At 38.3% G+C, this 25,405-nt stretch carries 20 protein-coding genes; 13 read left to right on the top strand and 7 right to left on the bottom strand.

Going from position 1 to position 25,405, the window contains the following annotated elements:
* The first annotated feature begins 17 nt into the window (after positions 1-17).
* Entirely contained in the window at positions 18-1,160 is a 1,143-nt protein-coding gene (locus A7A78_RS10800; protein ID WP_068762471.1) for an acyl-CoA dehydrogenase, read from the top strand.
* Between the two features lie 80 nt (positions 1,161-1,240).
* On the opposite strand, the gene A7A78_RS10795 is transcribed toward A7A78_RS10800, so the two are convergent.
* Positions 1,241-3,124: a putative porin gene (locus A7A78_RS10795; RefSeq protein WP_068762470.1), complete on the bottom strand. Its 1,884-nt coding sequence runs from the start codon at positions 3,122-3,124 to the stop codon at positions 1,241-1,243.
* Between the two features lie 227 nt (positions 3,125-3,351).
* On the opposite strand from A7A78_RS10795, the gene A7A78_RS10790 reads away from it, so the two are divergent.
* The 6 genes from A7A78_RS10790 (at position 3,352) to A7A78_RS10770 (ending at position 10,879) form a co-directional block, all read left to right on the top strand.
* Positions 3,352-3,951: a ribonuclease HII gene (locus tag A7A78_RS10790; RefSeq protein WP_068762475.1), complete on the top strand. Its 600-nt coding sequence runs from the start codon at positions 3,352-3,354 to the stop codon at positions 3,949-3,951.
* 121 nt (positions 3,952-4,072) lie between these two features.
* Positions 4,073-6,529, top strand: a complete 2,457-nt coding sequence (locus A7A78_RS10785; protein ID WP_068762469.1) for a PQQ-binding-like beta-propeller repeat protein — start codon at positions 4,073-4,075, stop codon at positions 6,527-6,529.
* An 81-nt stretch (positions 6,530-6,610) separates the two neighbouring features.
* Positions 6,611-9,547, top strand: a complete 2,937-nt coding sequence (locus A7A78_RS10780) for a response regulator (RefSeq protein WP_094746111.1) — start codon at positions 6,611-6,613, stop codon at positions 9,545-9,547.
* 124 nt (positions 9,548-9,671) lie between these two features.
* On the top strand, positions 9,672-9,821 hold the full coding sequence (locus A7A78_RS15130) for a hypothetical protein (RefSeq protein ID WP_165593563.1): 150 nt from the start codon (positions 9,672-9,674) through the stop codon (positions 9,819-9,821).
* A 19-nt stretch (positions 9,822-9,840) separates the two neighbouring features.
* Positions 9,841-10,167 (top strand): hypothetical protein, encoded by a 327-nt coding sequence (locus A7A78_RS10775; RefSeq protein WP_068762467.1) that lies wholly within the window; start codon positions 9,841-9,843, stop codon positions 10,165-10,167.
* Positions 10,168-10,192: 25 nt separating this feature from the next.
* A complete protein-coding gene (locus tag A7A78_RS10770) occupies positions 10,193-10,879 on the top strand; it encodes a TapB family protein (protein WP_068762466.1) in 687 nt (228 codons plus the stop codon).
* 34 nt (positions 10,880-10,913) lie between these two features.
* Here the strand turns inward: A7A78_RS10770 and lipB are convergent, their stop codons facing one another.
* Complete coding sequence (gene lipB, locus A7A78_RS10765) at positions 10,914-11,615, bottom strand: lipoyl(octanoyl) transferase LipB (protein ID WP_423190703.1); 702 nt, start codon at positions 11,613-11,615, stop codon at positions 10,914-10,916.
* Positions 11,616-11,808: 193 nt separating this feature from the next.
* On the opposite strand from lipB, the gene A7A78_RS10760 reads away from it, so the two are divergent.
* Positions 11,809-14,052, top strand: a complete 2,244-nt coding sequence (locus A7A78_RS10760; protein ID WP_068762464.1) for a zinc-dependent metalloprotease — start codon at positions 11,809-11,811, stop codon at positions 14,050-14,052.
* Between the two features lie 97 nt (positions 14,053-14,149).
* On the opposite strand, the gene A7A78_RS10755 is transcribed toward A7A78_RS10760, so the two are convergent.
* The 3 genes from A7A78_RS10755 to A7A78_RS10745 form a co-directional block, all read right to left on the bottom strand.
* On the bottom strand, positions 14,150-14,596 hold the full coding sequence (locus A7A78_RS10755) for a hypothetical protein (RefSeq protein WP_131811130.1): 447 nt from the start codon (positions 14,594-14,596) through the stop codon (positions 14,150-14,152).
* A 108-nt stretch (positions 14,597-14,704) separates the two neighbouring features.
* On the bottom strand, positions 14,705-15,448 hold the full coding sequence (locus A7A78_RS10750) for a hypothetical protein (protein WP_068762462.1): 744 nt from the start codon (positions 15,446-15,448) through the stop codon (positions 14,705-14,707).
* A gap of 5 nt (positions 15,449-15,453) precedes the next feature.
* On the bottom strand, positions 15,454-15,612 hold the full coding sequence (locus A7A78_RS10745; RefSeq protein ID WP_094746112.1) for a YqaE/Pmp3 family membrane protein: 159 nt from the start codon (positions 15,610-15,612) through the stop codon (positions 15,454-15,456).
* A 129-nt stretch (positions 15,613-15,741) separates the two neighbouring features.
* Between A7A78_RS10745 and lysS the strand changes: the two genes are divergently transcribed.
* Both lysS and A7A78_RS10735 read left to right on the top strand, forming a co-directional pair.
* Positions 15,742-17,433: a lysine--tRNA ligase gene (gene lysS, locus A7A78_RS10740; RefSeq protein WP_068762460.1), complete on the top strand. Its 1,692-nt coding sequence runs from the start codon at positions 15,742-15,744 to the stop codon at positions 17,431-17,433.
* 178 nt (positions 17,434-17,611) lie between these two features.
* Positions 17,612-19,741 (top strand): T9SS type A sorting domain-containing protein, encoded by a 2,130-nt coding sequence (locus A7A78_RS10735; protein ID WP_131811129.1) that lies wholly within the window; start codon positions 17,612-17,614, stop codon positions 19,739-19,741.
* A gap of 149 nt (positions 19,742-19,890) precedes the next feature.
* Here the strand turns inward: A7A78_RS10735 and yiaA are convergent, their stop codons facing one another.
* On the bottom strand, positions 19,891-20,364 hold the full coding sequence (gene yiaA / locus A7A78_RS10730) for an inner membrane protein YiaA (RefSeq protein WP_068762458.1): 474 nt from the start codon (positions 20,362-20,364) through the stop codon (positions 19,891-19,893).
* 156 nt (positions 20,365-20,520) lie between these two features.
* Between yiaA and A7A78_RS10725 the strand changes: the two genes are divergently transcribed.
* Positions 20,521-21,981 carry a hypothetical protein gene (locus A7A78_RS10725; RefSeq protein WP_068762457.1) on the top strand — a complete coding sequence of 487 codons (1,461 nt, stop codon included), beginning with the start codon at positions 20,521-20,523 and terminating at the stop codon, positions 21,979-21,981.
* 90 nt (positions 21,982-22,071) lie between these two features.
* Here A7A78_RS10725 and A7A78_RS10720 read toward each other — a convergent pair whose 3' ends face one another.
* The gene (locus A7A78_RS10720; protein WP_068762456.1) at positions 22,072-23,370 is read right to left on the bottom strand and encodes a prenyltransferase/squalene oxidase repeat-containing protein; all 1,299 of its coding nucleotides are present in this window, start codon (positions 23,368-23,370) and stop codon (positions 22,072-22,074) included.
* A gap of 178 nt (positions 23,371-23,548) precedes the next feature.
* Here A7A78_RS10720 and A7A78_RS10715 point away from each other — a divergent pair, with 178 nt between their 5' ends.
* Together A7A78_RS10715 and A7A78_RS10710 are read left to right on the top strand one after the other, a co-directional pair.
* Entirely contained in the window at positions 23,549-24,805 is a 1,257-nt protein-coding gene (locus A7A78_RS10715) for a fibronectin type III domain-containing protein (protein ID WP_094746108.1), read from the top strand.
* A gap of 130 nt (positions 24,806-24,935) precedes the next feature.
* On the top strand, positions 24,936-25,364 hold the full coding sequence (locus tag A7A78_RS10710) for a hypothetical protein (RefSeq protein ID WP_068762455.1): 429 nt from the start codon (positions 24,936-24,938) through the stop codon (positions 25,362-25,364).
* The last annotated feature ends 41 nt before the right edge of the window (positions 25,365-25,405 follow it).

Here is a 25,405-nt window from a genome sequence, read left to right as displayed (position 1 = left end):
TTTTTAAAATAAAGCCTATGGATTTCAGTCTATCCGAAGAACAATTAATGATTCGCGATGCCGCTCGCGATTTCGCTCGCACCGAACTTTTACCCGGTGTAATAGAACGTGACAATCATCAAAAATTCCCTACCGAACAAGTTAAAAAAATGGGGGAACTCGGTTTCCTCGGAATGATGGTGGACCCAAAATACGGCGGCGGCGGTATGGACACCATGAGCTATGTTTTGGTGATGGAAGAGTTGAGCAAGATTGACGCTTCCTGCTCGGTGATTGTTTCCGTGAACAATTCTTTGGTTTGCTACGGACTTGAAAAATATGGTTCCGAAGATCAAAAACAAAAATATCTTACAAAATTGGCTACGGGTGAAAAACTTGGCGCATTTTGTTTAAGTGAACCAGAAGCCGGTAGTGATGCAACTTCACAAAGAACCACTGCTATTGAAAATGGCGATCATTATATTTTGAACGGCACCAAAAACTGGATTACCAATGGTGGTAGTGCAGATTTTTATTTGGTGATAGCGCAAACACATAAAGAGAAAAAACATAAAGGCATCAATGCTTTTATAGTTGAAAAAGGCTGGGAAGGTTTTGAAATTGGCCCAAAGGAAGATAAACTTGGAATTCGCGGAAGTGATACCCATTCCTTAATATTCAACGACGTAAAAGTCCCAAAAGAAAATAGAATTGGCGAAGATGGCTTCGGATTTACATTCGCGATGAAAACACTTTCAGGTGGACGTATAGGTATTGCTGCACAAGCTTTGGGAATTGCTGCTGGGGCTTATGATTTAGCACGTGAATATTCCAAAGTGCGAAAGGCTTTCGGAACAGAAATTTGCAACCACCAAGCAATCGCCTTTAAATTAGCAGATATGCACACTTCAATAACCGCGGCGCGCCATTTGGTAATGAAAGCTGCGTGGGATAAAGACCAAGGCAACAATTACGACATGAGCGGCGCAATGGCAAAACTTTTCGCCTCACAAACCGCTATGGATGTAACCGTGGAAGCAGTTCAGGTTCACGGTGGAAATGGCTACGTAAAAGAATATCACGTAGAGCGATTGATGCGCGATGCAAAAATCACACAGATTTATGAAGGAACTTCAGAAATACAAAAGATTGTAATTTCTCGGGGGCTTTTGAGAGATTAATATTTAATGTCTCCCCGAGCGCAGTTGAGGGAGTCATTATTAAAAATAGATAAATTAACCCGTCCACAGTGGCGGGTTTTTTATAGGAAGAAATTCCAAACCAATCCAAAACGCAACACATTATCGCGATACGGCTGACCTGGCGCGGCAAAATATTCGTTCTTTCCGCCAAAGATGGAAGTAAAATTTTCATAAACGAAGAAAATACGCGTCTGCCGTATTTTCGCATTAAAGAATAAATCTACCAACGGAAAGCCTCCCAATTCTTGATCGTTCTGCACATAAAATTCTGCAAGCACAGGATCGTAAGCGTTCATATTATATTTCGTAAAATATTTAAAAGTAACACCTGTTTGAAGAAACAATGCCCGTTTAAACCAATGGTCTTCAAAATACAGCGAGTTTCGGGTAATAAGTTGCGGCACATTAAAAACCGTTTCGCCGCTTAAAACTTGTTGGTACATCAACGTATTGTCCAATCCAAAATGTCCAAACTTAAACTCTTTTTCAGCTTTAATTTTTAAATAATCAACCCGCTCAGACGCTTGCATTGGCGAAGGTGTACTGTCATTGGCCTTTATCGCGAAGTATGCATAATCGTCAATCCCAGTGTAGCTAACGGAAGCATTTCCAATTTTTTTGGTGTTAATTTCAAACTTGAGTTCTTGGGTTTTTACGTTGTTCAGTTCGATTTTCCAATTGTAGTTTTTGTAATCGTTTTGGTACAATTGAAAATTAAAATTGGGCGCTACGGAATGGACTGTTATGGAAGCCTTCGCACTGTATTCATTATTTAAATCATAGGAAGCTGCGCCTTGCAGATAATTTCCGTCAAAATCGCCAGCTACGTTTATTGCGCCTTTTCCCGAAAGTTTAAATCCACGGTATTCCTTTTCATAAGCTGCTCCTGCTTCAATAATATTGCCTTTAATTCTATTCGGAATTCGTTCCTCATCAAGAATCAACACTGAATTATAACCGTAATTAAAATCCGTATAACCGGCCCAAGCCGTTATTTTTCCGAGGAGTGAATTATTAAAATCTGCATAACCCTTTACATTGAAATCCTCCAATTTTGTTTTCGTAAACAAATTTGCGGTTTCATAAGAAGGACCATACCCCGAATAAGGCGCAACTTGATTATATCTAAAAAACTTATCTTCATAGCTCAACACATTTCCAATAGTCAAAACCGAATAGCCCGTACTGTCGCGTTGGGCAAATAATTCATAATAATGATCTCCATAAAAACGAAGTCCTTCCAACTTGTTCTCGGCATTCTCAAATTTTACGTCCAGTCTTCCGCGATCCCGAAATTCCGAATCATCATTAATAAAAAGCTGCAATGAATTAGCTGTCAACCCGCCATTTTCCTGATTTAACACATCCTGTGCCGCAACGTGGGCGCGGGCAACGTAGCGCTTGCTTTTGGTGTGGTAATTTGCAGTGAAAAGAAAATTCCCGGTACTCGTTAAAATATGTTGGTATTTTCCGAGGGAACGCACGCCTTTATAACCAATTGAAAAATTGAACTGCGGCGAAGTATTCACCGTAAAAAAAGCATCGAGCTGCTGCCCCTGTTCATAAGCGGTCTTAAAATAAAGCTCCGTAAGCGGCGTGGGTACGTTGAAATAATTCACATCTTCAATTTCTTTGTAATTGAAATGATGCGATTGTGCGGCGAATAGCGGTTTCAAATTCAACCTGTCAAAAGAATACGCCAAGGAATTATAGGTCTGCCCCACATTTGAAAACTGAAGCAGTTCAAAATTATCCTTCCTCAAATAGTTGAACTTGTATTTTTTCTGAATAGAAAGTGTGGTGTCAACAAAAGTAGTATCACGGTCCGCGGAAATTATTTTGTAATAATCAATCGGTGGTTTTTCCTTTTTGTTTGAAGGGGTTTGCGAAAAAACTGTTGCCGAGGCACAAACCAAAAAGAAAAGCAAAAACAATTTTTTCATCTACTGTGTTTCTATTGGGCAAAATAACGAAAAATATGTTCCAATCCATTGGTTAAATTCCAAATTTCAAATTCCAAATTCCAAATAAATTTCAAACTACAGGCCCCAAATTCTAAATTTTCAAACTTTAGCCATTTGGAATTTGCTTTTTATTTGGAATTTGTTTTTTTGGGATTTGGTGCTTCTTTATTTGAAGATTGCTTAAATTTTTAAGAATTTTGAATAATATGCTAAAGCTTAAAATCAATCAAAATCTCGTTGAATGTGGCACAGACGAAGCTGGCCGGGGGTGCTTGGCTGGTCCCGTTACCGCCGCCGCCGTCATTCTTCCCGATGGGTTTCAACATCCTTTTTTGAACGACAGCAAGCAGCTTTCAGAAAAAAAACGACTGGAACTGAAAGATATTATTGAGCGCGAAGCTATCTGCTATAAAGTGGTTCACGTAATGATGGACGAGATTGACAAAATAAACATTCTGAACGCCTCCATCTTGGGAATGCACCGCGCTATTGAAGGTCTTTCCTGCGCTCCCGAGTTTATTGCAATTGATGGCAACCGTTTTAAGCCATTCGGAAAAACGCCTTTTGAATGCGTGGTGAAAGGCGATGAGAAATTTTTGCACATTGCCGCGGCTTCCATTTTGGCAAAAACCTATCGCGACGAATATATGACGGCACTTCACAATGATTTTCCGCAGTACAATTGGAAGCAAAACAAAGGCTATCCAACGATGCAGCATCGCGAAGCAATCCGAAATCACGGAGCAACCATTTTTCATAGAAAAAGTTTTAAACTTTTGCCTGATCAGTTAGATTTAAACCTATAAAACTGTTCCTCCCCCTTTTTCAGGGGGAGGTGCCGAAGGCGGAGGGGGACTGTTGAAAACCCGTCAATAAACTATTTCATTTAGCTACAAAACCACCACTTTTCCTTGCTATTTTTGTGTTATGGGAAAATTTCAAGCGAAGCTATTTACACTTTTACTTTTCGTTCCAATTGTTTTGGGAATTTTTGGAAGCTGTGACAAAACACCTCCAAAAACGGGTACTTTAATGGATTTTGTTCCCCAGAACACTTCCATGGTTTTCAAGATTTCAGATTTTGAAAATTTGCAGGCAGATATTGAAAACAATTCCCTGCTTTCAAAGTTTGAAAAAACAACTCCTTATTTATTTTTTTCGGAAAATAAAATACTTTTAAAAAACCTGCATCCCACAAGTCAGAGCCTTTTTTGCATAAATACAATAAATGATTCCGTTTCGGCTTACACGTTTATTTCAAAACAGACGAAGAACCTTTTTCTGCCAGATTCCCTTAAAAACAAAACGATTGAAACGCTAAAATTGGACGATCAATCTTTCCAAAGAATCACGATTGACAAACAAATAGCGTATTCAGCAATTATAGACAGCGTTTTTGTGGTTTCCTCGTCCCAACAAATTTTACTGGATATTCTAAAAGGAAAAACCGAACGTGGCGATACCTTTAAAAAAGTTTTCAATTTGCCTTCTTCAAATGAATTTACAGCCTTAATCCGCGGCAACAAAGTTGCAATCAACGATTCCACAAAAGTGGCTTTCACTTCGTGGAGCGCCTTGGATGTTGCAATAACGCCGGAATCCTTTACCGCAACGGGAATCACTTTGGCAACGGACAGTATTCCGCAACTGCTCAATGTTTTTGAAAATCAAATCCCGCAGCAGAATGATGTTTCTGCTTTAGTGCCCACGGATGCTTTGGGCGCTGTAAGTTTTACGTTTAACGATGCTGAAAAATTCCAAAAAAACCTTCGTGTTTTTCGCGGTGAAAAAGAAGCCGTGCAAACCACCGGAATTTTTGGTTCCGTGAGTGAAGCTGGAAGCATTCAGTTTAATAATGAAACCGCCATTTTCATAAAAAGCATTGATGCCGCTTTGACCAATGATGCCTTGGCGCGCTTTGTTTCAGCAAAAAGTGAATTTAGGGAGATTGAAATAAGCACTTTCAGCGAACCGGAATTGTTCCAAAAAACGTTTTCTCCTTTTATAAATTCCAAAAAGGCAAACTATGTTTTTCAAGTAGAGAATTTCTTTGTTTTCACGGAAACGGAAATCACGGCACAGCAGATAATCAGTGATTTTCAAATCAACAATACGCTGAAAAACACTTCTTACTTTAAAAATACCGCAACAGATTTAAGCACGGCATCCTCGTTATTAATTTTTAAATTGCAGGGAGATTTTTCGGAATCCATTTCAGGATTTTTTAATGCGAAAAGCGGCGACGCAATTAAAAATATTTCGTTTGAAGAGTTTCCATTGGCGGCGCTTCAATTCAGTTTTGACCGAAATTTTGCACACGTAACGCTGAGCTGCAAAGAAGCCGGCGGAAGCTCGAAAAGCGTTTCGGGAACCGTTTCGGAAAAATTCAATTTAAAACTGGACAATGCGGTTTTGGGCAATCCGCAGATTTTTGATAATCAAAATAACGGCAGCAACGTGGTGGTGCAGGATGTTGCAAACAAGCTGTATTTTATATCGGAAAGCGGAAAAATTCTTTGGACAAAAAATCTCGGTGCACCTATTTTGGGGACCATTGAATCAGTAAACATTTCGGGCAACAGACACTTGGCGTTTGCAACTAAAGATGCGTTTTATCTTTTTGACCGTAACGGAAAGGAAGCAAAGGGATTTCCCATAAAATTTAAGGACAATGTTACGCAACCGCTTTCTGTTTTTGATTATGACAATAATTTTAATTACCGTTTTGTAATCGTGCAGGGGAAAGACGTGCTTATGTATGATAAAACGGGAAAGACCGTAAAAGGGTTTGGTTTCAACAAAGCGAAAAGCAACATCGTGCAATCGCCCGTACATATAAGAATGGGCAATAAAGACTATATCGTGATTGCCGAGGAAAGTGGAAAACTCAACATTTTGAGCCGTGTGGGCAAATCACGGATTTCAGTTTCAAAAAACTTCAATTTTTCTGAAATACCAATTGCCGAGGAAGACAATACATTTGTGGTAATCACTAAGGAAAACACGAAAGAGCGCATTTCGCAGGAAGGAAAAATTTCTTCCCAAAAACTGGATGTGGGCAGTAATTATTGGTTCGCCATAAACGGGAATGTAAAAGTAACGCTGGACGACAATCTGTTGCGCATAAACGGGAAGCTAACTGAGCTGCCTTTGGGGCTTTACAGTAAACCGTATATTTTTTCAATCAATAGAAACAACTACATCACTATTACAGAAACCCAGGAAAAAAAGGTATATGTTTTTGACAAAAACGGAGATCTTTTAAATGGTTTCCCAATTTATGGAACTTCTGCTGCGGGATTGGGTGAAGGCAACGGAAAGAACGCCAAGAACATTGTAGTTAAAGGCGATGTTGACCGTGTAATTCTTTATTCAAGCAATTAATTTATAAATACTTAGTGTTTAAAAAAGGGTTGTGTAAGTATTTTAATTAATTTTAAAACGCAAACCAACTTTTTAAATTTTATGAGAGCATCCCTCTCTATCTTTCTATTGCTAATAGCAGCGACTGCTTTTGGGCAAAATGCATCGCTGGACAAAAAACCCACGGGTAAAGATTCCATTGCGCTCGCCAATTACAGAACGAAGGTTTCGCAATCCATAAATGCCAACCCAGACAGTGCTTTAATCTATATAAAGCAATTAAAAAATTTCAGCTTTGAAAGAAACTATTTAAGCAGCCTTACGGATGCAGATTATCTTTATGCCCATTATTTCCGAAGAATCCAGAAGCCCGATTCTGCCATATTTTATTTTAAGAAACAGATAGCGGCGTCCAAAAGAATAAATTATTTCCGCGGAATGGCACAAGGCTACAATGGCCTTTGCAGGACTTATTATTTAATTGGTGAAATTGAAAATTCAATAACGGCAGGCAACAACGCGATTGAATACACTAAAAAATTTGATGATACAGGCAATATTATTTTAGCAGATTCACAAAACGCCTTGGCAATCGCTTATTCCAGGCAGAACAAGATGGAAGAAGCCATTGAACGATTGCTTTTTGTGGATTCCATCCATAAAAAGGAACCAATCCGTGAAGATATAATTGCAGCGGCCTACCAAAGTTTGGGTAATGTTTATTTGGAACTTAAGGATTATAATGCCGCGGAAGAGTATTATTTAAAGGCAAACAAGGAGTTTGAAAAAATTCCTGGCGCCGGCACTTTCTACTTCAATACCACCAATGTTTTTTTGGGGCAGGTTTATTACCACAAAGGTCAGCTTGAAAAGGCAGATAAACTGCTTTCAAAAACACTTTTTTTTTATGAAGGAATAAAGGAAGAAAGAACCGTAGCAGAAATAAACAACTATTTGGGCTTAATAAATTTTGAAAAAGGAAACCTTGAAAAAGCAGAAACATACTTTCAAAATGCTTTAAATTTTCAAAAGAAAAACGATTATAATTTAGAAGCTGGACAATCTGCGCTTCAGTTAGGAAAACTAAATATTAAAAAAGGAAAGCCTGCAGATGCCATCACATTTTTGGAAAGCGCACTAAATTTTAATCGCGAAATAAAGAACGGCACCTTAACCCAAAACGCGCATTCTTTGCTGGCGGAAGCCTATGCACTCCAAGGAAATTTTAGGGCTGCATTTTCCAATTCGCAAATTGCAAAAAAGATAAACGACTCTATCCAGCAAGCACAGAGCGCTGAAAAAATAAAGGAAATTGAAGGCATCTATCAAACCGAAAGCCGCGATAAGGAAATTGCTTTATTGACCACAAAAAACGAGTTGGCTGAACAGCAAAAGAAAAACCAGCGAAATATGATTTGGGGTATATTGGCAATAATAACCATTGCTGGCGTTTTTGTGTATTTTCAATTTAGAAACCGCCAAAAGACCACTAAAAAACTACAAGAGCTTGACACTGCAAAATCTACTTTTTTTGCTAACATTTCACACGAATTCCGAACTCCGCTAACACTTATAAAAGGTCCAATTGAAGATCATCTCAATTCAGAAAAACTTTCACCAACAGAGCGTAAAAATTTTAAAGCTGCATTACGGAATACCCAACGGTTAAAGGATTTGGTGGACCAGCTTTTGGCATTGGCAAGGCTGGAAAGCGGGAATTTAAGGTTGAATATCCAACAAGCAAATATGCCAAATTTCATTATTGCCCAAGCGGAAGCATTTTCGTTCAGCTGTGATGAAAAAAACATAGCCCTCAATATTGAAGTGGAAAAAGATGAAATTGAAGATTGGTTTGATCAAGACGTTTTGGAAAAAATACTTTATAATTTGATGGGCAATGCCATTAAATATACTCCTGAAAAGGGCTCTATAACCCTTAAAGGAGAAAGACAGGACAAAAAATTTAAAATTTCCGTAATCAATTCCGGGAATTACATTCCTTTAAATCTGCAACAAAAAATATTCACCAGATTCTATCAAACCGACAGCAAAAATCCTGGAACCGGCATCGGCTTGGCGCTCACTAAAGATTTGGCTGAAATCCATAAAGGAAATATTTCAGTAAAAAGTGAAGAAAACGGCACAACGGAATTTTCGGTAATCCTGCCCGTGAATAAAAATTCTTTTGAAGAAGCCCAGATTTTTTCACAAAGTACTGAAAAGGAAAGCATACCGTTACAAGCTATTTCCGAAAAATTCATTGAAAAAGAAATTGTCCTGCCCGAAGACGCCCCCGTAATTTTAGTGATTGATGACAATAAAGACATTCGGGATTACGTGCATTCCATTTTTGAGAATAGCTATTCAGTGCACACCGCCGCAAATGGAAAGGAAGGTTTTGAAATAGCCATAGAAACCATCCCAGACATTGTTATTAGCGATGTGATGATGCCCGAGGAAGATGGCTTTACGTTTACGAAACATTTAAAAGAGCACCAACTTACCTCACACATTCCCGTGATTTTGTTAACTGCAAAAACGCAGATCACCTCAAAATTGGAAGGAATGGGCATAGGCGCTGACGCGTATATCACCAAACCATTTAACAGCCAGTTGCTGAAAGCGACAGCCGAAAACCTCATCGAAAACCGCCGAAAACTACAACAGCGCTTTGCTCAGGAAGTGGTTTTGACGCAAAAGGACATTTCAATTTCTTCTGCGGACGAACAATTTCTGGAGCGGCTTCAAAAAGTTTTGGATGCTAATATTACAGATTCCGATTTCAGTATTGAAAATTTCGGAAGCGAAATGGGCGTTAGCAGAATGCAACTTCACAGAAAACTGAAAGCAATGACCGGCCAATCTGCTTCAGAATTTTTGCGTACCCAACGGTTGAAATTAGCACTCAAGTTGTTGCAGGAAAAAAAGATTTCCATATCGGAAGTAGGTTATACCGTTGGCTTCAACGATCCTTCTTATTTCGCCAAATGTTTTAAACAGGAATTTGGCAGTTCCCCTTCAGAATATATTTCAAAATAATTTTTTAAAATACGCTGAAAACTACTGTAAACACTGGCGTGTTACATTTGTTATAGCATTGGTTACAAAATTCATATTTCTTTTTAAAGCTTCATATTACTTTTAATTCTCCTTTTCCCTAATTATGAAAAAAAGCAAACAATATTCAGGCAACCTGGAAATTGTCCCGGGAAAACAGATTTTTTTAAACATAAACAATCTGGCAAAAGGAATTTATACTTTAAAAATATTGCTCAACAACAAAGTGATAAAAGAAGTAACCTTTAAAAAATAAACCTTTAAAAACAATAATTATGAAAACAGTTTTTACCATTCTATTGCTCTCCATAACTGGTTTTTGCAATGCACAATTTTTAGATAAACTTGGTGATAGAGCCGCTGATGCGGTAGAACGCACCGTGGAAAGACGTGTAGAATCTGAAACTACAAAAAGTACGGACAGAGTATTGGACACCATAGTAGATGCTCCAAAAAACAAAGAGAAAAAAGAAAAAAAGAAAAATAAAAAGAAGAAAAAAACCTCAAACCGAAACGTTATTGGCGGTGACCCTGTTGAGAATACATCAACAGCCACCAGTACTCAAAATAGCGATGCAACCAAAGAGGGAGACGAAAATTAATCTATAAACAATTTAAAATAAAATTATGAAAAGAATTTTTATTATAACATTTGCGCTGCTCGGATTGGTTTCAACAGTTAACGCCCAAACTGGTTGCAGTAAATTCTATCCTTTTAAGGAAGGTACAAAAGCAGAAATAACTGCGTATGACAAAAAAGGGAAAAAAGCCGCTATTATAGACTATACCATTTTAAACAAAACCCAAAAACCACAAGGAGAAGTTGCCACAATGAAATCTTCTATAAAAGATGAAAAAGGGAAAATTATTGCGGAAACCGAATATGATGTTACCTGTGATGGCAATAAGGTTTCCATAGATTATAAATCCATGGTAAGCCCCATGATGATGGAGCAATTTAAGAATATGGAATATGACATCAGCGGGACCGATTTGGAAATCCCGAACGATCTTTCCGTGGGCCAGTCGCTGCCAGATGCCGAAATGATTATGAAAATAAGTATGAGCGGTATAAATATGAATATGGAATTGAACATTACCAACAGAAAGGTAATCGGGAAAGAAAACGTAACTACGCCTGCGGGAACTTTTGATTGTTACGTAATCACTTCAGATATGACCACCAAAATGGGAGTTTCGCAAACAAGCAATGCAAAACAATGGATATCCGAAGGTGTAGGGATGGTAAAACAGGAAGATTACCAAAACGGAAAAGTTTCTTCAAGCAGCTTGCTAACGGCATTTTCAAAATAATCAATAACCAAATTAAATCTCGAAAACCGGAGCTTTATGCTTCGGTTTTTTCGTTTATTTCAGCTTCAAAAAGTACTAAGAAATGTTTCAGCAGTTTTTCCTTTACTTCTTCCAAAGGAATTTCAGGTTTTCCCAGTTCCACATTCAATGAGGTTACAGCTTTGCCTTTTATCCCACAGGGAATCATATTATCAAAATAACCCAAATCTGTATTTACATTCAACGCAAAACCATGCATAGTTATCCAACGACTGGCACGAACGCCCATGGCGCATATTTTTCTGGCAAAAGGGGTGCCCACATCTATCCAAACGCCTGTTTCGCCTTTGCTTCGCTCAGCTTTTATATTGTATTCTGCCAGGGTTAAAATTATCATTTCTTCCAAAAACTGCATGTATTTATGTATATCTGTAAAGAAATTCTCCAAATCTAAAATGGGATAGCCCACAATTTGTCCGGGGCCGTGATATGTAATATCGCCGCCGCGGTTTATTTTATAGAATTTGGCATCAATGGATTTTAATTTTTCTTCGGAAATGAGCAGGTTTTCAATATGCCCACTTTTTCCCAAAGTATAAACGTGGGGATGTTCAACAAATAAAAAGAAGTTAGGGGTTTCGCGGTTTAGCTTTTCATTCCTATTACTGCTTTTAATTTGAAGTATTTTTTGAAAAAGAAATTCTTGATATTCCCAAGTTTCTTTGTAGTCTTTCAACCCCAAATCTTCTATTTGCATGTGCTTGCCCACTTTCCGCTAATTTTAACTATTTGAACGCAAAACTATCAATTAATTAGGTTTGCTCCGTTCAAATTGTGTGTTTTTTGAATTTTTTTGACTCAAAACCAAAAGTTAACTTCTTAAAAATTTACTAAATTCCGCAAAGGGTCTTATATTTACAGTTCTAAACATTCATACTAATATATCTAAAATGAAAAAAAGTACTTTTAAAACCATGCTGGCTTTGTCCTTTGCATTAATTTGCTTTGGATTAAATGCACAGAACACTGCGTTTTGGTCGAAAGCCTCGTCCAATGAAACGCAAAACCGACAAAAAGCTTTCAGGAACACCATGCCACAGGAATACAACCTGTTTACGCTCAACACTACAGCGTTAAAAAATGCTTTGGCACAAGCACCTGTAAGAAACAGTGGACGCTCCAATGTAATTATAGATTTACCAACCAACAATGGGGAAATTCAACATTTCCGTGTTTATGAAGCTTCCGTAATGGAGCCTGCTTTACAAGCACAACACCCAAATACCAGATCATATGCCGCACAGGGAATTGAAGACCCTTCTGCCGTGGCACGCTTTAGTGTTTCTAGTATTGGGGTAAATGTGATGATTACTTCACCTAACTATTCAACAATTTATGTTGATCCGTACACACAGGACAAAAATTATTACATTTCATACAACATCAATAAACTTCCTGCAGATCCTAATGCGTTTGAATGTATGGTAGAAGATGCTGATGGTCCTGCCCCTGCCGCTGGAAACAGAAATGCAGATGACGGTACTTTAAGAACTTTCCGTGCAGCTGTTGCTTGTACTGGAGAATATGCTCAGTTTCAACTTAACCAACAAGGAGTTGGTGCTGGTGAGCCTGATGCAGTGAAAAAAGCGGCTGTGTTGATGGCGATGAACACAACTATGACCAGAGTAAACGGTGTTTATGAAAAAGACCTTGCGGTAACTATGGTTTTAGTAGCAAATAATACTGACATCATTTACCTAAATGCGGGTACAGATCCATTTACAAACAACAATGCAAGCACCTTGATCAATCAAAGCCAACAGGTTATTGATGCTGTAATAGGCTCTGCGAATTATGATATTGGGCATACCTTTAGTACTGGCGCAGGAGGATTGGCACAGCTGAGAGTTCCTTGTACCGCTTCTAAAGCGCGTGGAGTTACCGGAACAAGTTTCCCACTGGGCGATAACTATGATATTGATTATGTTGCTCACGAAATGGGGCACCAATTTGGCGCAAACCACACTTTCAACAACTCTTGTGGTAACAACAGAAATGGAAGTACTGCTGTAGAGCCTGGAAGTGGATCTTCAATTATGGCTTATGCAGGTATTTGCCCTCCAAACGTGCAACCTCATAGTGATGATTATTTTACTGCAATCAGTATTCAAGAAATGTGGCAAAACATTTCAGCGGGTACTGGTCAATGTGGCGCACAGACCCCAACAAACAATCAGCCTCCAACTGCTGATGCAGGACCAAACTACACCATTCCAAAATCAACTCCTTTTATTTTGAAAGGTATTGCAACTGATCCTGATGGCGATGCATTAACCCATTGTTGGGAACAAATGAACGTACAAGTGGCACCTATGCCTCCTCAAAACACTTCAACTGTTGGCCCAGCTTTTAGAACCATTGACCCTCTTGCATCTCCAGATAGATATATGCCTGCCTTACCAACAGTGTTGAGCAATCAAACCCAAAGTACTTGGGAAGTTGTTCCTGCCGTAGGAAGAATTATGAACTTTAGATATACCGTTCGCGATAATGTTGCTGGAGGTGGTTCTTCTGCTAGTGATAATATGGTGGTTACAACTGATGGAACCGCAGGGCCATTTTTGGTAACTTCTCAAGATACTCCTACTATATGGACAACTGGAAGCACTGAAACAATCACTTGGGATGTAGCCGGAACAGATGTTGCCCCAGTAAGTTGCCCAACTGTTGATATTTGGTTCTCAACTGATGGTGGACAAACGTATCCTATCAACTTGGCATTGAATGTAGCCAACAACGGTAGTGCGGTAATCAACGTGCCAAACCTTAACACAACCACAGGTAGGTTAATGGTTATGTCATCAAATAATATCTTCTATGATCTTAACAATGCAGTTATCACTGTGGAAGGCATTGTAGGTGTTCAAGATTTCACTTTTGATAATTTTGCGGTTTATCCAAACCCATCAAACGGAACTTTCAACCTTACTTTTAAACCAGCTTCAAATGATAATATTGAAGTTGCACTTTATGACTTAAGAGGAAGAGCAATCAACACATATACTTATGATGATGTATCTGCTTCCAATACTTTCAGCAAACAATTAAACTATGGTTATATTGAAAGCGGAGTATATTTCCTTGTTGTTAAAAATGGCGACAAAGTGACTACTAAAAAGCTTGTTAAAAACTAAGCTTATTATTTATTATAAAAAAAGAGGCGTTCAAAATTTGAACGCCTCTTTTCATTTAAACTATCTTTTCTTTTTATTCTTTCTCTTTATTCTAATGCTAAAGTTTCACCGTTTCAGTTATATGTGAAATAACCTGCGAAGTTTTCTCTACTTTAAATTTAAGATCGAACACAATTCCCTGACTGCTTTTTTCAACCAAAAGCTTTCCATTTCTAATGGGATAGAAACCTGCCTCGCCCCTGCAAAAACATTGCTTGCCGTAAAGTAAATTTACTTCTGCAAGCATTGCGTCTTCCTTGCTCAAATTTTCCACACCTGCCGGTATTTCAAAATGAATGGTTTCAGAATAATTGCCATCTGCCGTTCCTGCCGGGCCCTCTTTGGAGAAGGTATATACAACCACTGTATTTTCTCCAGCTACCATTTCAGGATACATAGCCCCCGTGCCGTCTTCCTTTACAACCAAGTGCTTGTTTTTATGGATTACCACATTGCAAGTTCCTTCTTCGGGGCAGCCCGTAGCTCTATTTTCTACTTGTCCCATACTCGTGTTTTCTGATGAAATTACTGTCCCCGTTTGCGTTTTACACGCATTGATAAAAAAAAAGGGAATTAAAAAAAATAATGCTTTCATAATATATATAGTTAATTGTTAATTTTTCTCCAATTCAACTTCCAAATCAAGTACATCGGGATTTTTAAAATATTCTATAAAAGGTGCTTGAACAGTCACCGTTTTTTTATCTTCTGAAAAAGTAGCATCCGGATTTGAAGTCTTCTTTATTTTCTTCGGAAAAGTATAATTTAATTTATAATTGGATCCGCCCATAAATGCCTCGGCCTGCTGCATACTGTCAACTTGCTGTTGGTGCATTATTTTATCTTTTATATATGCATCCCGTTTAAAAACATCTTTTTTAAAGGAATAATTTACCCCAATTACTTCTGGGGAATCTTCTTCTTTTTTTACTTCGGTGTTGGCATCTTGGTCTGGCATTAAATTTCCTGCTTGTTCCAGTCCGCTCAAAATATCGTTTGCCTCGCTCACGTTTTTGAATTGGGTAGAAATATCATAAATCATTTCAGAGGTTTCCGAATCCATTTTCATATGAATATTGAAGTTTTCCAGCTTTTTAAGTTTCTGCTGCTCGCTTGCTGAAAGTTTGGAAATACTGTCTTTTTTTTCTTCCAAAAACTGCTTCATATATACAATAGTGTCTATTTTCACTTTCATGGAATCTGTAACGGCAGCCCCGCCGAAGGCCATCATTTCGTTCAGATTAACTTCCACGGACATCGTGCCGCTTCCGTCCTCGTTCATGACCATAGTTTCGGTAAACTGGCAACTTATGGCAGTAAAAGCCAGGACGAAAATAAATAGTAATTTTTGCATCATTTTGTTTATCGTTTAGGGTTGTTTAAAATTATAAGAGCAGCAATCACGCCGGGAACCCATCCGCAAACGGTAAGTATGAAAACGATCAATACGGACCCACAGCCTTTGCCAATTACGGCAAGTGGCGGAAAAAGAATTGCAAGCAGGACTCTCCATATACTCATAGAAAACAAATCTACGATTAATATTTTTGATTTTTTACTTCCAATTTCCCACTTCAAACTTCGCATTTCCATATTTCGCAATTAGAACATCATTTCCCTATCTTTGCAAACTTATTTTAGAAAAAAATTATGCAACTGTCTGAACTGGAAATCATCCGAAGAGAAAAACTAAACCAATTGCGCGAACGGGGAATAAACCCCTATCCCGCAGATTTATACCCTGTAAACAATACTTCAAAAAAGATAAAGGAGAATTTTGAGGAAGGAAAAAAGGTGGTGGTTGCAGGCAGGTTGATGTCCCGCAGAATTCAGGGGCCCGCTTCATTTGCTGAACTTCAGGATGCGGACGGTCGTATTCAAGTTTATTTTAACCGTGATGAAATTTGCCCCGGCGAAGACAAAAGCCATTACAACGAAGTCTATAAAAAACTGCTCGACATAGGCGATTTTATAGGTATTGAAGGCGAACTCTTCAAAACCCAAGTTGGCGAAAAAACCATAATGGTGAAGAATTTCACCCTATTGAGCAAAGCTTTAAAACCTTTGCCACAACCGCGCGTTGATGCCGAAGGAAAAATACACGATGCCTTTACCGACCCCGAACAACGTTACCGCCAGCGCTACGCAGATTTGGTGGTAAATCCGCACGTAAAGGAAATATTCGTAAAACGCACCAAGCTTTTCAATGCGATGCGAACATTTTTTAACGAGCGCGGCTATTTTGAAGTGGAAACTCCAGTTTTACAACCTATTCCGGGCGGTGCTGCGGCGCGACCTTTTATTACGCACCACAATTCATTGGACATTCCTTTATATATGCGAATTGCAAATGAATTATATCTAAAAAGGTTAATTGTCGGTGGTTTTGACGGCGTATATGAATTCTCAAAAAACTTCCGAAACGAAGGGATGGACCGCACCCACAACCCAGAATTTACCGCGATGGAAATTTACGTTTCCTATAAAGATTACAACTGGATGATGGATTTCTGCGAGCAATTGTTGGAGTTCTGCGCTATAAAAGTAAACGGAACTTCAAAAGCTACTTTCGGTCAACACCAAATAGATTTTAAAGCGCCGTACCCCAGAGTTACAATGGCTGAGGCTATACAACATTTTACAGGTTTTGATATTACTGGAAAAACTGAAGACGAAATCCGCAAGGCTGCTTTGGATATGAAAATCCCCGTGGATGACACTATGGGCAAAGGCAAGTTGATTGACGAAATTTTTGGTGAAAAGTGTGAAGGTAATTACATTCAGCCAACCTTTATTACAGATTATCCAAAGGAAATGAGTCCGCTATGTAAAGAACACCGCGAAAATCCTGAACTAACGGAACGTTTTGAATTGATGGTCTGTGGCAAGGAAATAGCAAACGCTTACAGTGAATTGAACGATCCCATTGACCAACGCGAGCGTTTTGAGGCCCAACTAAAATTGGCCGACAGAGGTGATGACGAAGCAACGGCATTTATAGATTACGACTTTCTTCGCGCTTTGGAATACGGTATGCCTCCAACCAGCGGTATGGGTATCGGGATGGACCGTTTGGTTATGTTTTTAACCAACAATCCTTCCATACAGGAAGTGCTTTTCTTCCCGCAGATGCGCCCCGAAAAGAAAAAAGTGGAAATGACTGAAGATGAAAAAGTGGTTTACACAATTTTAAAAGCCAACTCACCCATTGCTTTGGAAGAACTTAAAGCACAAAGCGGACTTAGCAACAAAAAGTGGGATAAGGCTATAAAAGGCTTGACTGCTTCTAAAGTTGCAAAGGTTGAAAAGACAGATGAAAGTTTGATGGTTTCGGTTTTATAAACAAATCATTTATAATTATTTAAAAAGGAAATTACAGCAATGTGGTTTCCTTTTTTTATTTGGCTAAACCCCTTTACTTGAAGATTCTTCAAATTACTTTATTCAGAAACCTTTGAATTATAAATCTTTACCATTACATTTGAAAATCTATTCACTATTTCTAAATCTAATTTTTTTTATGAAAAGACTATTATTCACTTCGCTATTATTGGTGTTTACACAGGTTTTCTTTGCGCAGAGCAGCAAAGAAAGTGTAGCCCAGTCTTGGATGGACAGCAATATGCCCATCAACAAAACAAACCAAAGTTTTACGATGAAAAGCAGCCACGCAGGCCCTTCCGGTGAAACTTTTAGATATCAACATACCGTAAACGGCGTAGAAGTTTTTGATTCTTCCGTGGCCGTTCACGTTTCAAACGGAAACCAAGTAACCTACCACGCAAGCACTTTTGATAGTGCTGTGGAAACTATTGATACCAACCCTTCAATTTCTGCTGAAGATGCTTTAAATGCTGCAAAAACAGCTTTGAATATTGAAGGCTACATTTCTCAAAAGGAAGTAAAACTATATGTTTACAACAAACTGGGAAGCAATCAATTGGTTTACAGAGTAACCACTATGTCTGAATTCAGAATGGGTAACTGGGAAACTATTGTTGATGCAAAAACTGGAACTGTTTTAAGTACCCAAGACATTGCCATTTACCATAAAAAAGATGGAGAAGGCAACCCAAAAGGAATTAAAAACCCAGTTGCCCCAACAACTATGGCAACAGGTACTGCAATGGTTTTTGACCCAGACCCACTTACCAAAACGGGAAGTACTTATGGCGGAAATTATTCAGACAACAATGACCAAACTAATGCAGATCTTGACGCTGCAAGAACAGCTGTAACTTTATTCGACATTCAGTTTGACGGCACCAACTACAGACTAAAAGGTCCATATACTGAAATAGCAGAATTAGGCGCTCCATCAACAGGTTTGTTTTTGCAAACATCACCAGATTTCGAATTTACGCGTGATGAGCAAGGTTTTGAAGCCGCTAACTGCTATCACCACATTGATAAAAGCTTCCGTTACATCAATGATGATTTGGGAATTCCTTTAGTTTCAATTTACAACAATGGAGTGGTTCGTTATGATCCACACGGCGCTAATGGTGCTGACAACTCTTTTTACAGTGGCGGAAGTCTTCAGTTTGGAGAAGGTGGCGTGGATGATGCAGAAGACATGGACGTAGTGCTTCACGAATTGGGCCACGGACTTCACGATTTTATTACCAACGGTAACCTTAGCCAAGTAAATGGTTTAAGTGAAGGAACTGGTGACTATTGGGCAAATTCCTATAAAAGAAGTACTGGTTATTGGGATATTACAGACCCACAATATTTCTGGGTTTTTGGTTGGGACGGACACAATCCATTCTGGGGTGGCCGTGTTACCAATTACGGAGCTATGTATCCAGGGGGACTTACTGGTTCAATTCACACAGACGGGCAAATATGGGCTACGGTACTTCTTGAAATCTGGGAAATCATTGGCAGAGAAAAAATGGATGCCGCCGTTTGGGAAGGTCTTGGTATGACCAATAGCAATACCAACCAACAAAACGCTGCTATCGCAGTGAGACAAGCAGCTATAGACATGGGCTATACCTGTGCTGAGATTGATGCTTTTACCGATAGGTTTGAAGCCAGAGGATATGTATTGCCTGCGTATGTTTGTGATCCAAACGCTTGTGATATTTCTGAAATTGAAACATCAAACCTTTCACCATGTAATGACAATGGAACACCAACAGACGGCAGTGATGATTTCTTCACGGCAGATGTTACCGTAACTTTTATAAACCCTCCAGCAACTGGAACCTTAGATATATCTGGTGATGGAACAGCTTCAGTTCCGGTAGCAGGTTTAACATCGCCACACACATTTGTGGGCGTACAGATGCCATCAGATGGTGGAACAATTAACCTTACCGCTACTTTTTCAGCAGAGGGAGCTTGTAACTTAAATGTCCCAAATGCCGGAACTTCACCAGCACCTTGCGTTACCGCGGGAGTTAATGACAATGACGCTCTGCTTGGCGTTTCTATTTATCCAAATCCAGCAGATGATACCATTGCATTATCAAACTTAAAAGAAGAATATAACGTAGCCATCTATAATATGCTTGGCCAAAAAGTGAAAGAACAACACGTTGATGCCAGCAATAGTAGCATTAATGTTTCCAATCTTTCTTTGGGCGTTTATATCTTGAAATTTGAAGACTACAACAAAGTATTGCGTTTTGTTGTGAAATAATATATTAACTATTTAAAGATAGGAATGAGCCGCATTTTTAATGCGGCTCATTTTTTTAATAAAAGGAGCGATTTCAGAATAAAAACCGCTCCAGCAATCATCATCAAAACAAAGAACTTACCGCTCTTTGTCTTAATGAACAACCACTTTTATTCCTTCTTTTCAAGCCATTTTATATCCCGAATATTCTTCTGCACGGCAACTACCCCAAAAAGAGCCAAGGTAAAGGACATTCCATAAAAACCCTTTTCACTTAATTCAATATCTGCATTCCAAAGTCCAATAACTAGCAACACCAAGGAAGCAATGGTTGTAAACCAACTTATACCGTAGTAAACATCGGTTACGGGTACGCCTTCTTGCTTATCCCGCACACTTTTTTGCACGGAAACCACAGAGAAAAGTCCAAACAGAAGAATTGTAAAATAATACCCTTTTTCATTGAGCATCATATCTACATTCCACAATCCAATGCAGTATGATACCATCCCAATAAAAAGTGCTGTCCAAGATGCCGAAACAAATGCGGGGGTTGGCTTGCAGTTAAAACTCTCTTCCTTTTCTTTTCTTGAAGTAAAAACTTTCTTGTTTTCTTTTTCTTCAGTAAACATTTGATTTTCCATAATGATATATTTTTTGATGATTATTGGTACAAATGTGGGAAGTAAAACAATTCAATAAAATGTAATTTTTTATAAATACTTACTATTAAAAATAGTATCATTGTACTTTCAGCATCTAATTTTAAAGAGTTTATAGTTATTCAATCTTATTATTAAATGAATATAATTAATTCAATAATCAATGATTTTTCAGAAGATGAAAAAAGGGAATTCATCAGCTATCTGAAAAAAAAGAATCAACGGGGAGACGTTAAAAATCTTACACTTTTTAAAACTATCTCTTTAGGAAAAACGATTGAAACAGCTGAAAAAATTTACGGAAAATCTTCAAAAAATGCCTTTCACGCACTATGCAATCGTCTTCAAAACAACTTAATCGATTTCGTGGCGTCCAAAAGTTTTTCTGGTGAAACCTCCGAAGAAATGGAAATAATGAAGCTTTTGCTGGCTAGCAGGATTTTCTTTGAACACAAAAACAACAAAGTGGCGTTCAAAACTCTTTTAAAAGCCGAAAAAAAAGCGCTGGAATTAGACCTGTATTCAATCTTAAATGAAATTTACACTACCAAAATTCAATATGCACATCTCAATTCCAATTTGGTGCTTTCAGAAATTTTTGAGGATTCAGAAAAGAATGCCCTAAATTTTCAAAGGGAATTTCAGCTAAATATGGCATACGCCAGTATTAAAAACAAAATAAAGTTTGAAAAGGGAAATCCGGCAAGCGAAATAATTACGCAAGTTTTTTCAGATTTCAATATTGAAGTTGCCGAAACGCTTACCTATAAATCCTTATTCCAATTAATGAATCTAACCTCAACCGCGGCTAAACTCCAAAGCGATTATAATAACATTTCAACTTTGATGGAGGATATCTATGGAATAATAAAAAACAAAAAAATTATCCTCGCCGAAAAGCATTTATTTTACCATATCGAGATTCTTCATTTAATGGCAGTGGCAAGTTTCAGAAACAAACAATTTAAAAAATCAGAGGATTTTATAGCCCAAATGCAAGGTGAAATGCTGAAAAGAAATAGAATATACTTTAAGCTATTTCAAGAAAAACTAACCTTAATTAAGGCAATGAACCTTAATTACACAGGCCGTGCAAACGAAGCGATTGGTTTATTGGAAAAGTTTAAAGGAAGTTCCGCTGAAACGTCTTTATCATTATGCACCTTTCTCTTCCAGCAACACCGTTTTAATGAGGCTTATCAGATTTTTAAGGAATTTTCGCATTCCGATATTTGGTATGAAAAGAAAAATGGATGGATTTGGGTATTGAAAAAAAGCATCATTGAAATATTGATATTGATTGAGCTTGATAAATTGGATTTGGTATTTTCAAGACTTAATTCGTTTAAAAGAAAATTCAACAAACGTTTAAAGGAAATAGGCGAAGAAAGAGTTTTGACCTTTATGGGCTTTGTCAATAATTATTATGAAAACCCGAAAATTATAACTTCTGAAAAATTTAAAAATAAAGTGGAAACTTCATTTGTTTGGATTGGAGCAGAGCGGGAAGATATTTTTGTGATGAGTTTTTATGCGTGGTTAAAATCAAAAATGGAAAAAAAGAACCTTTACGAAACTACATTGGAATTGGTAATGTAAAAATAAACCACCGCCCACGCTTTTTTCCTCCTTTTTGGCATAAGGGGTCTGGCATCCCTACCAGAAACGCGAGCGGTGGTATTTCAATTTTTATTCTCCAACTTTTCGTAAATAGTCAATATCATTTTCCACTGTAAGCAACAATATGCTCGTTGCCGTGCAAAACACTGGGCTGGTAATACAGTGGTGTCCGTTCCAACTGCCGTCCGTATTCTGGATTTTCAAAATACGTCCGCTCATATCATCGTACCATTTTTTCCAATCCTTGTCTTTGTTCACCACCAATGATTCGCCAGTCTGTAAAAAGCTCAAAAATTCTTCTCCCCCATTATTTCCAAAACCATTTAACACATCTTCCTGTTGCGCCGTATTTTTTGCGGATTGATATACATTGTAACTTGTGGAATATTCTGCCGCCTCTTCTTTCGAATAACCAGCTTTTCTAAGGTTTTCAACGGTTACGGGAGCATTTTCCGCAAGCTTACCTTCCTTCTTTGCTTTATTTATTTTTTCTTCCGCCCTTCTTGCATCTTTTGCGGTTGCACGAACGCTGCCACTCACGGCATAGAGCATCACACCAGCTCCATCGTCGGTTTTAACTTCGTTTGTCTTTTCGTCATAATTACCTTTTTGGTAATTGCGGGTTCTATTCAAAACTTCTTTATCAACATTCACCCCCATTGCCGAGGCAGATTCCAAGGCAGTGCTCGCCAAACCACTCTGCAAAACCCCGGCCCAACCAGCGCCCTGCTGTTTTCCTTCGGCATCGGTTGCAGCTTCAATTTTTGAAACACAGATATCCAATGCACGTTCAATTCTCTTCTTTTCCGAAGACTTTAAATTTTGGTGAAGCATATTTGCAAAAAACTGTGCCGTAAGCACTGCATCTATATTCTGTCCAAGTTTCGTCTGTATTTGCGTGCCGCGAACATCGGTTATATAAGGATTGTCTTTAGAAGTGTTCTCAACAGTTTCCAATAGATAATTCAATGCTTTTTGAAGGTTTTTGGAATACGTTCCTTTTTCCAAAGTGTTTCCACTTCTTAAAAAAGCCATTCCAACCATTGCGGTGGTTGCAGGATCGGCTGGTACAGCATGCGGATCCATAATTTCCTGATGTGCGTGGCTTCCCGCACCATAGCCACCATTGGGTAATTGGGCTTCCGTTAACCACAAAAGACCATCATTTACTGAAAGGTTTAGGTTTTCGTCATTCTTAAAAACACTGTAATTTTCAGACGATTGCTCGCCCATAACCGTCATAAACACACACCCATCCTCATGGGCCAATACTCTTTTGGTTTCGGGATAATCATTTTTAGAGGAAATGAATCCCAAAAAACCAAGTCCTAAAAAAATTGGAAGCAATAATAAAAATTTCGTTTTCATAGTATTACATTTTAAATTTCTACCGAAACTATTGATAACACATCTATAATAAAACACACATTTAGGGAACATAACTTTTCAATGAGGGAGGTTATCTTTTGAATGATTTTTAATTTAACAGCCAAAATCCTACCCATTCAACCAATTTTTATATTTTTAGGAACTCAATTAATAAAAAATGAAGAAATTAGTTTTTCTGGCCCTTATTGGCTTAATGATTACCGCTTGCGGAAAAGATGATGGCTATGATCCCGTAGAAGTTGATACCCAAGCCCCTTCAAAACCATTAAACTTAACCGCCTCAGAGCAAACTGAAACTTCCCTAAAGCTCAGTTGGGAAGCGTCAACCGATAATGTTGGCGTTACGGGTTACCGAATTTACCAAGACGGAACAGCACTTGTAGGTTTAATTACCGAAACCTCCGCAACCATTCAAAATCTTACTGCTGGAACAGCATATAGTTTTTACGTTACTGCATTGGATGCGGAAGAAAACGAATCTGGCCAAAGCAATACGCTGGAAGCTTTTACGATTCAACAGCCTTTATCATTTTTACCATTACTTTCACAAATGGGAGTTTTTGGTGGAAATCTTTCAGATTTAGATCCAGCTAACGGCGTGCAACTTTATGAAATTAACAGCACACTTTTCACGGATTATGCACATAAACAAAGGCTAATCCGTCTTCCCGACGGACAAAGTATGCGTTTTAACAATAGTAATTTGTTGCCAACTTTTCCAGATAATACCCTAATTGCAAAAACATTCTATTACAACCTTGACGAACGCGACCCTTCTTTGGGCAAAAAAATTATTGAGACTCGAATTCTTTTAAAAGTAAACGGCACTTGGCTTGTTGGCGATTACATTTGGAACACCGCCCAAACCGAAGCAACCTACCGCGAAACAGGTAGCACCGAAGCAATAAGTTACATAGATGGAAATGGAAATGCCCAAAATGTTGATTATCAAATTCCTTCCAAACAGGATTGTTTTACCTGCCATAACAACAACGCAACTACTTTTCCTATTGGCCCAAAACTTCGCAATTTGAACTTTATTCCTTCCTATACCAATCAAAACCAGTTGGATTATCTTACTGGCCTTGGGCTTTTGCAGGGTGTAACTTCCGGTAATATTAGCGTTTTGCCAAATTGGGAAGATGAAACTTTATTGATTGATGATCGCGCCCGTGCGTACATGGACGTAAACTGCGCCCACTGCCACCAGCCGGGCGGAAGCGTTCCACCCGGATTTTTCTTGGATTTTAGACTGGAAACAGCTTTTGGTGATACAGGAATTTACGCAAACCGAGGCGAAATAATTGCTCGTTTTCAAAGTACACTTCCAACCTATAGAATGCCGCAATTGGGAAGAACCGTAATTCACGGTGAAGCCTTACAAATGCTCAATGAATATATAGATTCCCTATAGCGTTTTATTATGGAAAAAATAATAATTGGAGCCGCTTTTTGCGGCTTTTTTTATTTCAGAAAAATAGCGCAGATTAAACCTATTTAAAATTTTTCCGTCATAGCTATGTTGAACAATAAAAAAATACAAGATGAAAAAAGCAATGATAATTTTAATGGCATTTACAACCTTCGCCATAACTGCACAGAATAAAAATTCTGAAAAAAGGGAACATCGCAAAGAGATGAAGGAAAATTTCACTCCTGAGCAAAAAGCTGAGTTACGCGCAAAAAAAATGACCCTAGATTTAGGTTTGAACGATTCACAACAAACCAAAGTGAAACAACTGTTTGTGGAGATGGAGAAAAACAAACCTGCACGTCCTGAAAATAAAAGCGAAATGACCGATGCCCAAAAATTTGAAGCAAAAAGTGCAATGCTGGACAGACAAATTGCAATGAAGAAACAGCTAAAAGAAATCCTTACGGAAGAGCAACTTACAAAATGGGAAAAAAGCCGTCACCACAAGCGTGATAATATGAAACGCAAAAACAGTCCGGATAAACCGCGCAGAGATTAAAATAATCTTAAAATCATTTTTTTTGGCGCAGTTATTGTTTT

The sequence above is a fragment of the Aequorivita soesokkakensis genome (genome assembly GCF_001641085.1).
GTDB classification, from domain to species: domain Bacteria; phylum Bacteroidota; class Bacteroidia; order Flavobacteriales; family Flavobacteriaceae; genus Aequorivita; species Aequorivita soesokkakensis.
The sequence above is the reverse complement of the archived record's forward strand: the minus strand, read 5'-3'. Positions and strand labels throughout refer to the sequence as shown.